This window comes from Actibacterium sp. (genome assembly GCF_055134745.1).
Genome location: NZ_JBSRVX010000028.1, coordinates 20,951 through 33,665, shown reverse-complemented (window position 1 = coordinate 33,665; position 12,715 = coordinate 20,951). Strand labels below are relative to the sequence as shown.

Below are 12,715 nucleotides of genomic sequence, written 5' to 3'. Positions count from 1 at the left end.
TCATCCTGTCGACCCGGCCGGACGGGCTGTTCGGTCTGGCGCTGCAAAATCCGGTCCTGCTGGGGCTGGTCATTATTTTATACCCGCTTTTGTCGGCATTGCCGCAGGAGCTGGTCTATCGGCCGCTGTTCTATCGTCGCTATGGAATATTGCTGCCACAGGGCCGATATGCCGCGATCGCGATGAATGCGGTGGTGTTTTCGCTGGCCCATCTGATGTATTGGAACTGGGTCGTTCTTGTCATGACCTTCGCGGGCGGGGTGATTTTTTCCTGGGCCTATGTGATGCGGCGCAGTTTCGTGCTGGCAGTCATGTTGCACGCCGTCGCGGGCTGGGTGCTGTTCACCCTGGGAATGGGCATGTTTTTCTATTCCGGTAATGTGACCCGCCCGTTCTGAACCCGATCACTCGGCGGCGCGCTGGTTCGTGATCTGGTTTTGACCGGCATACAGGTAATCGCGCGTCAGCGGCACGGCATCTTGCCGCCGCGCCAGCTGAAAATGGAAAACCACATGGTGGTTCTGGCGAAAGGATTGTTCGCTGGCCAAAAGATAATACCGCCACATCCGGCAAAACCTTTCATCATAAATGGCGCGGGCCTTGTCGATATTGGCCATGAACCGTTCATACCAGCAATGCAGGGTTTCGGCGTAATGCAGGCGCCAGACCTCGACATCGGTGGTGACCAGCTCTTCCTTTTCGATTGCGGCCAGTGTTTCAGACATTGCCGGGATATAGCCGCCGGGAAAGATGTATTTCAGAATCCAGGGGCTGGTGCTGCCCGGCGGTTCGGTGCGCCCGATCGTATGGATAAGGGCGATGCCATCGGGTGTAAGCTTGTCATGCACATGACGGAAATATTCGCGGTAATGCGGCACGCCGACATGTTCGAACATGCCCACCGACACGATCCGGTCAAAGGTCTCGTTCACATCGCGATAGTCGGTCAGGCGGAATTCCACCCGGTCGGACAGCCCGGCCTCCCGTGCGCGCTGGGTGGCGATCTTGTGCTGTTCCTGGCTGAGCGTGACCCCCAGCACCTGTGCGCCATAATCACGCGCCAGTGTCAACGCCATGCCGCCCCAGCCGCAGCCGATATCGAGCACGCGCATTCCCGGCTCGATCAGCAGCTTGTTCGCGATATGGGCCTTTTTCTGGGTTTGTGCCTGCTCCAGTGTATCGTCGGGCGACCGGAAATAGGCGCAGGAATATTGTTTGTCTTCATCCAGAAACAGGTCATACAACTCGCCTGACAGATCGTAATGATGGGCGACATTCTGACGGGCGCGGCTGGCCGGGTTATACTGACGTATCCGCCGCATCATCCGGCGCAGCAAGGCATCCAGTTTCAATATCCAGTGGCTGTGCCCGGCGCGCAGGTTGGCCAGAAGCATGCCCAGGAAACCAAACAGGTCATCATCACCGATCGTCAGGTGGCCGTTCATATAGGCCTCGCCCACCGCCAGATCGGGATTGAGCATGATACGGCGCGGCAGGTCGGGGTCATTCATGGTGACGCGGATCACCGGGCTGTCGGGCTGGCCATAGCTGCGCGTGCTGCCGTCGGGCCATGTCAGCTCCAGCCTGCCCTTCTGCACCATCTGGCCCAGCATGGCGTCCAGTCCACGGTTCCACATTGCCGCCCCCTTCGGGCTTTGCCGCCCGCCGAATAACTTCATCAACATGCGCTGCACGCCGTCCAGATCGCGCAGGTTTCTCTTCCATTGCGACAGAGTTTAAGAATTTTTTAACACCTGTCTACATTTGTGAACGTCCGTCCATTGTGGTTGTTCCGCGCCTGTGGGGACATGCCCTCCCTTGACTTTGCGCCCTGACGGGGGTGTATCGGCGCGGACTGTTGATTTTACCCTTGGGGGACGCCCGATGCATGCCTTTCGCAGCCATACCTGCGCCGATCTGAACACGGCCCATGTCGGCCAGACCGTCCGCCTGTCGGGCTGGGTGCACCGGGTGCGCGATCATGGCGGGTTGCTGTTCATCGACCTGCGCGATCACTACGGCATTACCCAGGTTCTGGCCGACCCCGACAGCCCCGCCTTTGCCGCCGTGGAAAAGGTGCGGTCCGAATGGTGCATCCGTATCGACGGTGAGGTGAAGGCCCGCGACGCCTCGCTGATCAACCCCAAGATCCCGACCGGTGAGATCGAGGTCTTCATCCGCGATATCGAGGTTCTGGGTGCCGCCGAAGAACTGCCGCTGATGGTGTTCGGCGATCAGGAATACCCCGAGGAAACCCGCCTGCGCTATCGTTACCTCGATCTGCGGCGCGAGGCGATGCAGGACAACATGAAGCTGCGATCCGATGTCGTGGCCTCCATGCGCCGGCGGATGTGGGACAAGGGTTTTCGCGAATATCAGACCCCGATCATCACCGCCTCCAGCCCCGAAGGCGCGCGTGATTTTCTGGTGCCAAGCCGCCTGCATCCGGGCAAATTCTATGCCCTGCCCCAGGCCCCCCAGCAGTTCAAGCAATTGCTGATGGTGTCGGGCTTTGACAAATATTTCCAGATCGCGCCCTGTTTCCGTGACGAAGACCCGCGCGCCGACCGCAGCCCGACCGATTTCTATCAGCTGGACATGGAGATGTCCTTTGTCACGCAGGACGACGTTTTCGCCACCATCCAGCCGGTGATTTCAGGGATATTCGAGGAATTCGGCGGCGGGCGCAAAGTTGATGCCGACTGGCCGCAGATTTCCTATGCCGATGCCGCCAAATGGTATGGCACCGACAAGCCCGACCTGCGCAACCCGATCAGGATGCAGGACGTGTCGGACCATTTCCGCGGGTCCGGCTTTGCCATTTTCGCCAAATTGCTGGAACAGGACGGCACCGAAATTCGCGCTATTCCCGCGCCGGGGGGTGGCAGCCGCAAGTTCTGCGACCGCATGAACGCCTATGCCCAGAAAGAGGGCCTGCCGGGGATGGGGTATATTTTCTGGCGGGAAGTTGAAGGTGTCACCGAAGCCGCAGGCCCGCTGGCCAAGAACATCGGCCCCGAACGGACCGAGGCGATCCGCCAGCAGCTTGGCCTTGGCGTCGGCGATGCGGCCTTCTTCCTGGGCGGCAAGCCTGCGCAATTCGAACCCGTCGCGGGCCGTGCGCGCACCGTGATCGGCGAGGAACTGGGCCTTACCGACAAATCCCGCTTTGCCTTTGCCTGGATCGTCGATTTCCCGATGTATGAGAAAACCGATGACGGCAGCATCGACTTTTCCCACAACCCGTTTTCGATGCCCCAGGGCGGGCTGGACGCCTTGCAGGGCGATCCGCTGAAAGTGCTGGGGTATCAATACGATCTGGCCTGCAACGGCTATGAGCTGATTTCGGGCGCCATCCGCAACCACAAGCCCGAGATCATGTTCAAGGCGTTCGAACTGGCCGGATACCCGGCGGCAGAGGTTCACAAACGCTTTGGCGGTATGGTCAACGCCTTCAAGTTCGGCGCGCCGCCGCATGGGGGCTGTGCCGCCGGCATCGACCGCATCGTCATGCTGCTGGCGGATGAGGCCAATATCCGCGAGGTGATCCTGTTCCCGATGAACCAGCGCGCCGAAGACCTGATGATGGGCGCACCCTCCGAGCCGCTGAACGAACAGCTGCGCGAATTGTCGCTGCGGGTGATCGCACCTGAGTGATTATCCGCCGATCCGCAGATTGTGACCCGCGCGGCGGGTCCAATCGTGCTTGCCGCATGCTATCTTGCTGTAAGCGGCAATGCAGCGGGTGGCGGGCGTGACATTTGACTCCAGATTGGCCGAAGTCAGGTTCGGAACCGGGTTTGGGCCGGGGCGCGATGCGCCGTCAGATATGCGCGACATGCTGAGCCGTCTGTCGGGGCCCGACAAGATGGCGCGGGCGCATCCTATCCCGGTCTATGACACGTTCCTGCCCCTGCAGGAGCGGGCCAAGGAATTACGCCGCGCCCGCCGCGAGGCCGGTGCCGGGGCGCAGGCCGGTCAGGTGGTGGAAGATTACAAAAACCTTCTTGGCCAGGCGCGGCAAGGCCAGATGGACAGTCTGAACGCTGCCTTGCGCCGCGCGGCGCTGACACATGACGGGTTGCGCGAACGATTGACCCGGTTCTGGGCCGATCACTTCACTGTGCGGGGCAAGGGCGGTGTTCTGCCTTTCGCGGTGTCGTCCTATGTTGAAACGGCGATCCGCCCCAATATGACAGGTTCTTTCGGCAAGCTTTTGCGGGCGGCGGTCACGCATGAAATGATGCTGGTCTATCTGGATCAGGTCCAGTCGGTCGGCCCCGAGGCCAAGGCGGCGCAGGGTGGTAAGCGGGGATTGAACGAAAACCTGGCGCGCGAGGTGCTGGAGTTGCACACGCTGGGGGTTGGCGGAAGCTATGGTCAGGATGACGTGCGTCAACTGGCCGAGCTGTTTACCGGCCTGTCCAGCCGCGACGGGGAAGGCATGGTGTTCAAGCCCAACTTCGCCGAACCGGGCGTGGAAACTGTTCTGGGCGTGCAATATGGCGGCGATGCGCCAGATCTGGCCGATATTCATACGGTGCTGGATGATCTGGCGCGTCATCCCGACACCGCGCGCCATATCGCGGGCAAGCTGGCCACACATTTTGTGGCGGACGCTCCCGATCCGGGGCTGGTCAATCACATCACGGCGGCCTTCATGGACAGCGATGGCGATCTGATGGCCTGTTATGGCGCGATGCTTGATCATCCCGCGGCCTGGGATCCGGTCTTGCACAAGGCACGTCAGCCCTTTGATTTTCTTGGTGCGGGGCTGCGGGCGCTGGATGTTTCCGCGGATCGGATACAGGCGCTGGGATGGCGCAAGACAGCCCTGCTGTTTCAATATCCGATGCGGCTGATGGGGCAGGATTGGGAACGCCCGCGCGGCCCCGATGGTTTGCCCGAGGCTGCCGAAAACTGGATCACCCCGCAAGGCATGGCGGCGCGCATTCAATGGGCGATGTCGGCGCCCGGGCTGCTGCTGGATGATCTGCCGGACCCGCGCGCATTCGTTGCCGCCGTGGTCGGACCGGGGGCCGATGATGATCTTCTGTTCGCCGCTGCCGCCGCCGAAACCCGTGGGGTCGGGCTCGGGCTGGTTCTGAGCGCGCCACAATTTCAACGGAGATGAGCATGGCCGGTTCTGCATCCACCTTGTCGCGGCGCGGTTTTCTGATCCGCACGGCGGCGCTAGGCTGTTCGGCGGCGGCATCGCCGTTTCTTACCCCGGTGACGCTGGCCGCGGCCCCCTGGGAACATCGGCTGGTGGTCATAATTCTGCGCGGCGCGATGGACGGGCTGGACGTGGTGCAGCCTTATGGTGATCCGGCGCTGGCTGGGCTGCGGCCGAACCTGCCTTTTGGCGAAGCGGGCGGCGCACGCGATCTGGACGGATTTTTCGCCCTGCATCCGGTGCTGTCGCCGCTGGGCGGGCTGTGGGACAGGGGCGAACTGGGGTTCATCCATGCCGTATCCACGCCTTACCGCGACAAGCGCAGCCATTTCGACGGGCAGGATCTGCTTGAGGCTGGAACAGGTTTCGATCTGGCGGCAAGCTCGGTGCGCGATGGTTGGCTGAACCGGATGTTGCAGGCGGTGCCGGGTGTGCAGGCGGAAACCGCCTTTGCCATCGGTCAGGACGAAATGCTGGTGCTGAAAGGCCCCGCGCCGGTCGATCGCTGGGCGCCTGATGCGCGGCTGGATCTGTCGCCGCAGGCGCAGCGGTTGCTGGAACGGATCAGCCATGATGACCCGCTGTTTCGCGATGCGGTGGCCGAGGCCTTTGATATCGCCCAAAGCCTGAATATGGCTGCCGTCGACGCCCCCGTGGCGGAAGACGGCGCGCCGGGGATGATGCAGGCCATGGCGCAGGCGCAAAAGGGCAAGGACCATCTCAAGGTTGCCGATTTCGCCGCCAGCCGGCTGCGCATGGACACCCGGATCGCCGCGTTTTCCATCAATGGCTGGGATACGCATCAAAACCAGAAGGCCACGCTGAAGGCACCGCTGGAAACGCTGGCCGAAACCATTCTGGCGCTGCGCGATGGGCTGGGTCCGGTCTGGGGACAGACTGCAGTGGTGGCGATGACCGAATTTGGCCGCACGGCGCGCCAGAACGGCACGAATGGCACCGATCATGGCACCGGGGGCGCGATGGTGCTGGCGGGCGGAGCGGTGCGCGGCGGGCGGGTTTACACAAACTGGCCGGGGCTGCGTGATGGCGATCTCTACAAGGGGCGCGATCTTATGCCCACAGCAGATGTGCGCGCCTATGCCGCGGCGGCCATGCAGGGGTTGTTCGGGTTGGATAGGTCCGTGCTGGAAGGCGCGGTTTTTCCGGGGTTGGATATGGCCGGTATCGGCGGGATCATCGTCTGAGCGCGCCGGGATTATCCGGTATTGTCGATACGCGCCCTGATCAGATTGATCAACTGGCCGCGCCGCGCCGCCGTCTTGCCACAGGGCGCGCGCCATCCGTTCAAGAGCCTGATCGCGCGTGGTGCGGGCCAGCGCGGCAAGAAACTGCGCCAGATATCGGGTGTCGGCCTGATCAGATTGCAACAGATCGGCGGCCCGGCGCAGATCGTCTTGCAGCGCCAGCGGGTCGGGGTCGACGCTGTCGGAAGACAGTGCGCGCAGGGCCGGACGAAGGCCGGGCAGATGCGCCAGGATCGCTTCCTGAAACAGGGCCAGGCTGGTCACGGGTTTATCCAGAAAACCATCGGCCCCTGCCGCCATCGCCCGGAACCGGCCGGCATCATCGCCGCTGGTGCCCAGCAGAACGGCGCTGCGCGGCGTGGTGCGCGCAAGTTCGGCGATAAGGTCTTCACCGGCCCCGTCCGGCAGGCCCAGATCGACGATCACCACCGAGGGCCGATAGCCGCACAGGTGACGCCGGGCCGAGGCCAGGCAATCGGCGCGGCGCAATCGTGCCCCCGATCGCAGGCATAGCATCCGCAAGGCTTCGGACGCGTGGCGGCTGTCTTCCACGGCCAGAATGGTCAGGCCCGCCAGCGGCCGGTCTGCCCGGCCGCTGCGCCCCGTTGCAAGCTGTATCATGTTGTCGGCCATGCTACTCTCCTTGGGCCGAGTTAAGGGGTGAGGTGCTAATCTTTGGTAAACGCGACATGGTGCCCCTTGCCGTGCAGGGCGCTGCACCGCATAACCGGCGAAACGAACCAGCCAAGGAGCATGCCATGATCGGCCGCCTGAACCATGTCGCCATTGCCGTGCCGGACCTGAAAGCCGCCGCCGCGCAATATGCCGGAACGCTGGGGGCCACCGTGCGTGCGCCTCAGGACGAACCCGATCACGGCGTGACCGTGGTCTTCATCGAATTGCCGAATACCAAGATCGAACTGCTGTATCCGCTGGGCGATAACAGCCCGATCAAAGGTTTTCTTGAAAAGAATCCCGCCGGTGGCATCCACCATATCTGTTACGAGGTGGATGATATCCTGGTCGCGCGCGACAAGCTGCGGGCGGAAGGCGCACGCATTCTGGGCGATGGCGAACCCAAGATAGGTGCGCATGGCAAGCCGGTGCTGTTCCTGCATCCCAAGGATTTCAACGGCTGCCTGGTCGAGCTGGAGCAGGTCTGATGGCGATCACTTCGGCGATCGTCCTGTTTGCGGTGATCTGGTTCATGACACTGTTCATCGTGCTGCCGCTGCGGCTGCGCACACAGGGCGATGCCGGCGAGATCGTACCGGGCACCCATGCGGGCGCACCGGCCGATTTCAAGCCCAAACGCATCGCGCGGCTGGTCACGCTGATTGCGGTGCCTTTGTGGCTGCTGGTGGTCGGGGTTATCCTGTCGGGCGTGATCAGCGTGCGCGATCTGGACGTGATGCACCGGATGCACGCGCCTGCAGCCGGTGAAACTGATGGGTAAAGGTGGCGGCACCCACCACCGGAACCAGCAGGTTCAGGATCGGCACTGACAGCGGCATCGCCATCAATGTGCCCGCCAGCCAGATCCGTCCGCCATAACGGCGGCGCAGTGCGGTTGCCCCGTCACGCCCCAGTCGGCGCATCGCAACCATCTGGAAATATTCCCGCCCCAGCAGATAGCCGTTCACGGCCCAGAACAGCAGAGGCGCGAATGGGCCGACGAAAAAGTAGAAGATCAGCGCCACCGCGTTGACCGCCACAAGAATGCCAAAGAAATTCACGCTGTCGCGAAAGGTGTCATACAGGCCGATTTTCGACGCCGGGGGCAGGGTGGGATAGTGGCGTTCTTCCACCGCGGCGGCCACGTCTTCCAGAAACAGCCCGGTGAAGGCCGCGGCCACCGGAACCATCAGAAAGACCGACAGCAACAGCATCACGCCGATCGCCGCAAGGGACAGCGCGCCGCCGACCCAATGCACATCACCGACAAAGGGCAATGACAGCGTATCGGGCACGGCCCAGCCGATCACGACCGCGAACACTGCCGTGACTGCAGCCAGCAGGCCAAGGGTCAGCCCGACGCCCAGCCACAGCACCTTTTGAAAACGCGCATCGGTCAGTTGGCCCAGCGCGCGCAGGAAATCATTGAAAATCATTCGTCCACCCATTGTGTCATGCCGGCCAGGTCGGGGCGTGGCCGGTCGGACGGGGTGGCGGTTTCAGTGCCGATATGGATGAAGCCTGCGATGGTTTCATCTGCATTCAACCCCAGCGCCTGGCTTTGGAACGTCGTGTCGTGGGCGGGCCAGCCCGTCAGCCAGTTGGCCCCCCAGCCCGATGCAAGCGCCGCGTTCAGCAGTGACAGACAGACCGCACCTGCCGAATAGACCTGCTCGACTGGCGGGACTTTGTCAGACGGCTTCGGGGATGACACCACCGCCACGCATAGCGGGGAATCGGCAAAGGCTGTGCGCGCCTTTTCAATGGCAGTCTCCTCCAGCCCCAGTTGCCTGCCGCGCGCCTGTGTCAGCACGGCCAGCCGTTGCAGAGCCGCGCCTTGCAGCACGATAAAGCGCCATGGCTCCAGCTTGCCGTGATCGGGGGTGCGGGCGGCGGCGGTCAGAATGGGCATCAGGGCCGCGCGGTCGGGTGCGGGGGCGCGCAAGGTCTTGGCGGGGCGTGAACGGCGCGACAGCAGAAACTGCATCGCTGCGGGGTTTGCATCGGGCATATGTGTCTCCTGCCTGCGTGATCCATGTCGGACATTCTGCGCGACGGTTCAAGGGGGCGGCTTTGCATTGCGATGTCTTCGCGCCATAAAGTCGGCACTGCCCCCAGGAAAGCCGCGTGATGCCCGACCCCGCCCTTCGACAACTGACAACGCCGGGAACATTGATCGCGGTCAGGGTCACGCCCAAGGCTGCGCGCAATGCTGTGGTCTGGCAGGATAACATCGTTCGGGTCTATGTCACGACAGTGCCCGAGGGTGGCAAGGCGACGGCGGCGGTGGTCAAGGTGTTGTCGCGCGCGCTGGGCGTGCCGAAATCAAGGCTGGAACTGGTGCGCGGGGCCACATCGCGCGACAAGGTCTTTCGGGTAGCGGACTAACCGGCCTTTCAGGGTTTGGAGGACGGCAGCCGGTATACCCCTTCGGGCAGGTCCAGTGCCGCCGCCAGTTCGCGCAACTGGGCATTTGACAGGGTGATTTTCTGCACCATATCGGTGCGCGTATCCAGTTGTTCGATGGTTACGCATTCCTCGAAGGCCTGAATGGTCACATCTTCCTGCAGATGACCGGGCCCTTCATCGACCAGGGTGATGATGGTGGCGTCGAAATCGTGTTCGATTGTAAACATGCCGCGAGCCTAGCGCGGGTTCGTGTCTTTGGGAATAGCCCTTGCCGCGACCTGCTGCTAGTTTGCGGCCACAACTGTTCGGAGACCCAGAATGCGCCTTGGCTTGCCGCTTGCCGCCCTAGTCCTGTCGGGCTGTGTCGTGACCACCGGCCCGACGACCAGCCCGCCACAGCCCGCGCCGCCATCTGCGGTGGCGCCGATATCGGCCCAGACAGCGGCCCGCAACTTCAATGCCGTGGTGGCGCGCGTCGAACCCGTGGCCGAGGCTGAATGCCGTGCCCGCGCGCCGAATGCGAACTGCAATTTTGCAATCGTCGTGGATCAGGACCCCCGCGCACAGCCCAATGCCTATCAAAGCCTTGATAAATCCGGCCGTCCCGTCATCACCTTCACGCTGTCGCTGATTGCCGATACCCGCAACCAGGATGAACTGGCCTTTGTCATGGGGCACGAGGCATCGCATCACATCCGCGGTCACATCGGGCGACAGCAACAAACGGCCGTGGTGGGCGGGGTTCTGTTCGGGGTTCTGGCGACCGCCACCGGTCTTGACCGGGGTGGGGTTGATGCTGCCCAGCGGGTCGGGGCCACGGTGGGCTCGCGCGTCTATTCCAAGGATATGGAACTGGAAGCCGATGCCCTGGGGACCGTCATCGCCGCCAAGGCCGGGTATGATCCGCGGCGCGGCGCCGAATATTTCGCCCGCATCCCCGATCCGGGTGATCGCTTTCTTGGCAGCCATCCGCCCAATGCCCAGCGCCAGCAGATCGTCAACCAGGTGGCATCCCAGATGTGACGCCCGTGGTGGTTTGACCTGAATCAAGGTTCCTACGGTCGCACCATGCTTCCCTGATGATGTCGATATCAGGGAAGGACAACACATGGCAGGTGTGTCGAAATACGACCAGCACGCCGATCTGGTGCGGCGGATGGCCGGGGCGCTGGGTGCGGATCTTGATCTGGCAGAACAGTCGGGCCGGATGCCGCCCGAGGATCTGCATGACACTGTTCAGCGCTGTATCGGCTGCCGCGAGCCGGGGGCCTGTCAGGAGTTTCTGGTGCAAAATGACGGGCAGCGGATGGATGCCGCGCCCGACTATTGCCGCAATGCCGATTTGTTGCAGGCGCTGGTGCCGCGTTAGGGCCGCGCGATATGGCAAACGATGCCACCGGGCGGGCTTCGCGCGGTCCTGCTTGACATCCCCTTGCGCTGTCCGAACTATCGGAGGGTGAGGGGGGATAGGTCAAAATGGCTGATGATGTAGTCTTGTTTGATATCAAGGATGGTCTGGCGCGGATCAGTCTGAACCGGCCAGACAAGCTGAACAGCCTTTCGGTCGAGGTGTTTCAACGGCTGGACCAGTGTATCGCCCAGATTGAACAGGCGCCCGACAGCGTCGGCTGCATCCTGATGCGGGGCGCGGGTTCGTGTTTTTCCGCTGGTCATGATCTTGGTCAGATCGCCGAGGGCGAGATGTTGCCCTATCCCAATTTTCAGTCGCTGGTGCTGGAACGTCTGGCCGGTCTGCCGGTGCCGGTCGTGGTTGCGGTGCATGGACATTGCTATACCGGCGCGCTGGAACTGGCGCTGGCGGGGGATATCATTCTGGCGTCGGCTAATGCGAAATTCGCGGATACGCATGCCAAATTCGGCATGACCCCGAAATGGGGAATGAGCCAGCGCCTGCCGCGCAAGATCGGCTATGCCCATGCGGCCGAACTGATCTTCCGCGCCAGCACCATCAGCGGGGCGCGCGCTGCCGAGATCGGGCTGGCCAATCACTGCTTTCCCGATGACAGATTTGATGCCGAGGTTGCGGCGTTCTGCCGTGATATTGTAGATAATTCATGGTTCAGCCATCGCAGCTATAAGGTGTTGATGCGTGACACAGATGGTATGGACCTGAAAGGCGGCCTGGCGCATGAAGTGCTGCGCAGCCCCGGGCGCGACCCCGAAATGCCCGCCCGGATCAAGGCCTTCATGGCCCGCAAAAAAGAACGCACCGCCCGCGAATGACTAGGATGCGGGATGCGCGGCCTGGTGTTTCATGGCTTCTATCAACACACTGCCGATCTGACCGTCTGCAAGGCTGCGGATATAGTTCATCCGCCGTTGCATGAAATCCGGCCCCAGTACGACCTGATTGGCCTGTTGGTGGCTGGTCGGGGGCTGCTGGCCCAATTGCTGGCGCTGGCGGGCCAGATCCGTAATCGCCGATGTCTCATCCACCACCGTTTGCACGCTCAGGCCTGCGGCGGCCATGCCATCGGTCAGTTCGGCCAGCGAAGACAAGAAACTGCCATCGGGCGTCGTGGCCCAAGGCAGCGGGAAATGGGGTGCGCCGCCAGTCAGGACGACCTCGGTCCAGATCAGCCGCCCGCCGGGTTTCAGCACGCGCGCGGCCTGGGCAAGGACGCCCGGCTTGTCGGGCAGGTTCATGCCGACATAGAAACACACCGCATGATCGAAACTGGCATCGGCAAAGGACAGGGCGGTGGCATCGGCCTGGGTGAATGTCACCCGGTCAGCCATGCCGCACAGATCGGTCAGTTCGCTGGCCGCCGCCACGAATTCCGGCGTCAGATCGACCCCGGTTACCTTGCACCCGAAGGTGTGCGCCAGATAGCGCGCCGGCCCGCCGATGCCCGCGCCGATATCAAGGATATGGTCGCTTGTCGCAGGCGCCAGCCGCGCGCCATGTTCGCGTGTCGCGATCAACTCGCGCCCGTGGAACTGATCGAATGGGAACAGTTGCGGCGCGGTCAGGGTCTGGCCGGCCGCGCGGTCATGGGGCACTGCGGCAAGGATGCGATCGACGATCCCGTAGCTTGTGTAATGGTCCTGAACGATGGTGGGCATTTTCGGGCCTTCCAGAAGGCGGCAATGGCCGCGTGCAGGCGATATCACCAAGGAAACGCTGCGCCCTGTGCGCGGATTTGGCAAATGAAATCGTAGGGTCACG

15 protein-coding genes and 1 pseudogene are annotated in these 12,715 nt (G+C 62.7%); 10 read left to right on the top strand and 6 right to left on the bottom strand.

The window, feature by feature from the left end; translation table 11 throughout:
- On the top strand, window positions 1-398 hold a 398-nt coding region (locus tag ACTCHC_RS06510; RefSeq protein WP_463021667.1), incomplete at its 5' end, for a CPBP family intramembrane glutamic endopeptidase.
- Between the two features lie 6 nt (window positions 399-404).
- Here the strand turns inward: ACTCHC_RS06510 and ACTCHC_RS06505 are convergent.
- The gene (locus ACTCHC_RS06505) at window positions 405-1,637 is read right to left on the bottom strand and encodes a class I SAM-dependent methyltransferase (protein ID WP_463021666.1); all 1,233 of its coding nucleotides are present in this window, start codon (window positions 1,635-1,637) and stop codon (window positions 405-407) included.
- Window positions 1,638-1,884: 247 nt separating this feature from the next.
- Here ACTCHC_RS06505 and aspS point away from each other — a divergent pair, with 247 nt between their 5' ends.
- From aspS to ACTCHC_RS06490, 3 genes are all read left to right on the top strand, one after another.
- A complete protein-coding gene (aspS, locus tag ACTCHC_RS06500) occupies window positions 1,885-3,657 on the top strand; it encodes an aspartate--tRNA ligase (protein ID WP_463021665.1) in 1,773 nt (590 codons plus the stop codon).
- Window positions 3,658-3,754: 97 nt separating this feature from the next.
- Window positions 3,755-5,134, top strand: a complete 1,380-nt coding sequence (locus tag ACTCHC_RS06495; RefSeq protein WP_463021664.1) for a DUF1800 domain-containing protein — start codon at window positions 3,755-3,757, stop codon at window positions 5,132-5,134.
- A 2-nt stretch (window positions 5,135-5,136) separates the two neighbouring features.
- The gene (locus ACTCHC_RS06490) at window positions 5,137-6,381 is read left to right on the top strand and encodes a DUF1501 domain-containing protein (protein ID WP_463021663.1); all 1,245 of its coding nucleotides are present in this window, start codon (window positions 5,137-5,139) and stop codon (window positions 6,379-6,381) included.
- Window positions 6,382-6,741: 360 nt separating this feature from the next.
- On the opposite strand, the pseudogene ACTCHC_RS06485 reads toward ACTCHC_RS06490, so the two are convergent.
- Window positions 6,742-6,957: pseudogene (locus ACTCHC_RS06485) on the bottom strand (response regulator); the annotation flags it as partial.
- A gap of 242 nt (window positions 6,958-7,199) precedes the next feature.
- Here ACTCHC_RS06485 and mce point away from each other — a divergent pair.
- Window positions 7,200-7,604 (top strand): methylmalonyl-CoA epimerase, encoded by a 405-nt coding sequence (gene mce, locus ACTCHC_RS06480; RefSeq protein ID WP_463021662.1) that lies wholly within the window; start codon window positions 7,200-7,202, stop codon window positions 7,602-7,604.
- Window positions 7,604-7,897, top strand: a complete 294-nt coding sequence (locus ACTCHC_RS06475) for a DUF1467 family protein (RefSeq protein ID WP_463021661.1) — start codon at window positions 7,604-7,606, stop codon at window positions 7,895-7,897. Before mce ends, ACTCHC_RS06475 begins: the two co-directional genes overlap by 1 nt.
- Here ACTCHC_RS06475 and ACTCHC_RS06470 read toward each other — a convergent pair.
- Both ACTCHC_RS06470 and ACTCHC_RS06465 read right to left on the bottom strand, forming a co-directional pair.
- Window positions 7,830-8,549 (bottom strand): EI24 domain-containing protein, encoded by a 720-nt coding sequence (locus ACTCHC_RS06470; RefSeq protein ID WP_463021668.1) that lies wholly within the window; start codon window positions 8,547-8,549, stop codon window positions 7,830-7,832. The genes ACTCHC_RS06475 and ACTCHC_RS06470 overlap by 68 nt on opposite strands.
- On the bottom strand, window positions 8,549-9,127 hold the full coding sequence (locus ACTCHC_RS06465) for a nitroreductase family protein (protein ID WP_463021660.1): 579 nt from the start codon (window positions 9,125-9,127) through the stop codon (window positions 8,549-8,551). Before ACTCHC_RS06465 ends, ACTCHC_RS06470 begins: the two co-directional genes overlap by 1 nt.
- 119 nt (window positions 9,128-9,246) lie before the next feature.
- Here ACTCHC_RS06465 and ACTCHC_RS06460 point away from each other — a divergent pair, with 119 nt between their 5' ends.
- Window positions 9,247-9,504, top strand: coding sequence for a DUF167 domain-containing protein (locus ACTCHC_RS06460; protein ID WP_463021659.1), 258 nt, complete (start codon window positions 9,247-9,249; stop codon window positions 9,502-9,504).
- 8 nt (window positions 9,505-9,512) lie between these two features.
- Here the strand turns inward: ACTCHC_RS06460 and ACTCHC_RS06455 are convergent, their stop codons facing one another.
- Window positions 9,513-9,752, bottom strand: a complete 240-nt coding sequence (locus tag ACTCHC_RS06455; protein WP_463021658.1) for a hypothetical protein — start codon at window positions 9,750-9,752, stop codon at window positions 9,513-9,515.
- A gap of 91 nt (window positions 9,753-9,843) precedes the next feature.
- Here ACTCHC_RS06455 and ACTCHC_RS06450 point away from each other — a divergent pair, with 91 nt between their 5' ends.
- The 3 genes from ACTCHC_RS06450 to ACTCHC_RS06440 all read left to right on the top strand — a co-directional run bounded on the left by ACTCHC_RS06450 (window position 9,844) and on the right by ACTCHC_RS06440 (window position 11,769).
- Window positions 9,844-10,548, top strand: a complete 705-nt coding sequence (locus tag ACTCHC_RS06450) for a M48 family metalloprotease (RefSeq protein ID WP_463021657.1) — start codon at window positions 9,844-9,846, stop codon at window positions 10,546-10,548.
- An 85-nt stretch (window positions 10,549-10,633) separates the two neighbouring features.
- Window positions 10,634-10,894, top strand: a complete 261-nt coding sequence (locus tag ACTCHC_RS06445; protein ID WP_463021656.1) for a DUF6455 family protein — start codon at window positions 10,634-10,636, stop codon at window positions 10,892-10,894.
- A 107-nt stretch (window positions 10,895-11,001) separates the two neighbouring features.
- On the top strand, window positions 11,002-11,769 hold the full coding sequence (locus tag ACTCHC_RS06440; protein WP_463021655.1) for an enoyl-CoA hydratase/isomerase family protein: 768 nt from the start codon (window positions 11,002-11,004) through the stop codon (window positions 11,767-11,769).
- Here ACTCHC_RS06440 and ACTCHC_RS06435 read toward each other — a convergent pair whose 3' ends face one another.
- Window positions 11,770-12,612 carry a class I SAM-dependent methyltransferase gene (locus ACTCHC_RS06435; protein ID WP_463021654.1) on the bottom strand — a complete coding sequence of 281 codons (843 nt, stop codon included), beginning with the start codon at window positions 12,610-12,612 and terminating at the stop codon, window positions 11,770-11,772.
- Window positions 12,613-12,715 lie beyond the last annotated feature (103 nt).

Bases quoted from the DNA above. Each gene is read 5' to 3' on its own strand.
- mce (WP_463021662.1), top strand. From the start codon at position 7,200: ATGATCGGCCGCCTGAACCATGTCGCCATTGCCGTGCCGGACCTGAAA.
- ACTCHC_RS06465 (WP_463021660.1), bottom strand. From the start codon at position 9,127: ATGCCCGATGCAAACCCCGCAGCGATGCAGTTTCTGCTGTCGCGCCGT.
- ACTCHC_RS06450 (WP_463021657.1), top strand. From the start codon at position 9,844: ATGCGCCTTGGCTTGCCGCTTGCCGCCCTAGTCCTGTCGGGCTGTGTC.
- ACTCHC_RS06460 (WP_463021659.1), top strand. From the start codon at position 9,247: ATGCCCGACCCCGCCCTTCGACAACTGACAACGCCGGGAACATTGATC.
- ACTCHC_RS06435 (WP_463021654.1), bottom strand. From the start codon at position 12,612: ATGCCCACCATCGTTCAGGACCATTACACAAGCTACGGGATCGTCGAT.
- aspS (WP_463021665.1), top strand. From the start codon at position 1,885: ATGCATGCCTTTCGCAGCCATACCTGCGCCGATCTGAACACGGCCCAT.
- ACTCHC_RS06445 (WP_463021656.1), top strand. From the start codon at position 10,634: ATGGCAGGTGTGTCGAAATACGACCAGCACGCCGATCTGGTGCGGCGG.
- ACTCHC_RS06440 (WP_463021655.1), top strand. From the start codon at position 11,002: ATGGCTGATGATGTAGTCTTGTTTGATATCAAGGATGGTCTGGCGCGG.
- ACTCHC_RS06505 (WP_463021666.1), bottom strand. From the start codon at position 1,637: ATGTGGAACCGTGGACTGGACGCCATGCTGGGCCAGATGGTGCAGAAG.
- ACTCHC_RS06475 (WP_463021661.1), top strand. From the start codon at position 7,604: ATGGCGATCACTTCGGCGATCGTCCTGTTTGCGGTGATCTGGTTCATG.
- ACTCHC_RS06455 (WP_463021658.1), bottom strand. From the start codon at position 9,752: ATGTTTACAATCGAACACGATTTCGACGCCACCATCATCACCCTGGTC.
- ACTCHC_RS06490 (WP_463021663.1), top strand. From the start codon at position 5,137: ATGGCCGGTTCTGCATCCACCTTGTCGCGGCGCGGTTTTCTGATCCGC.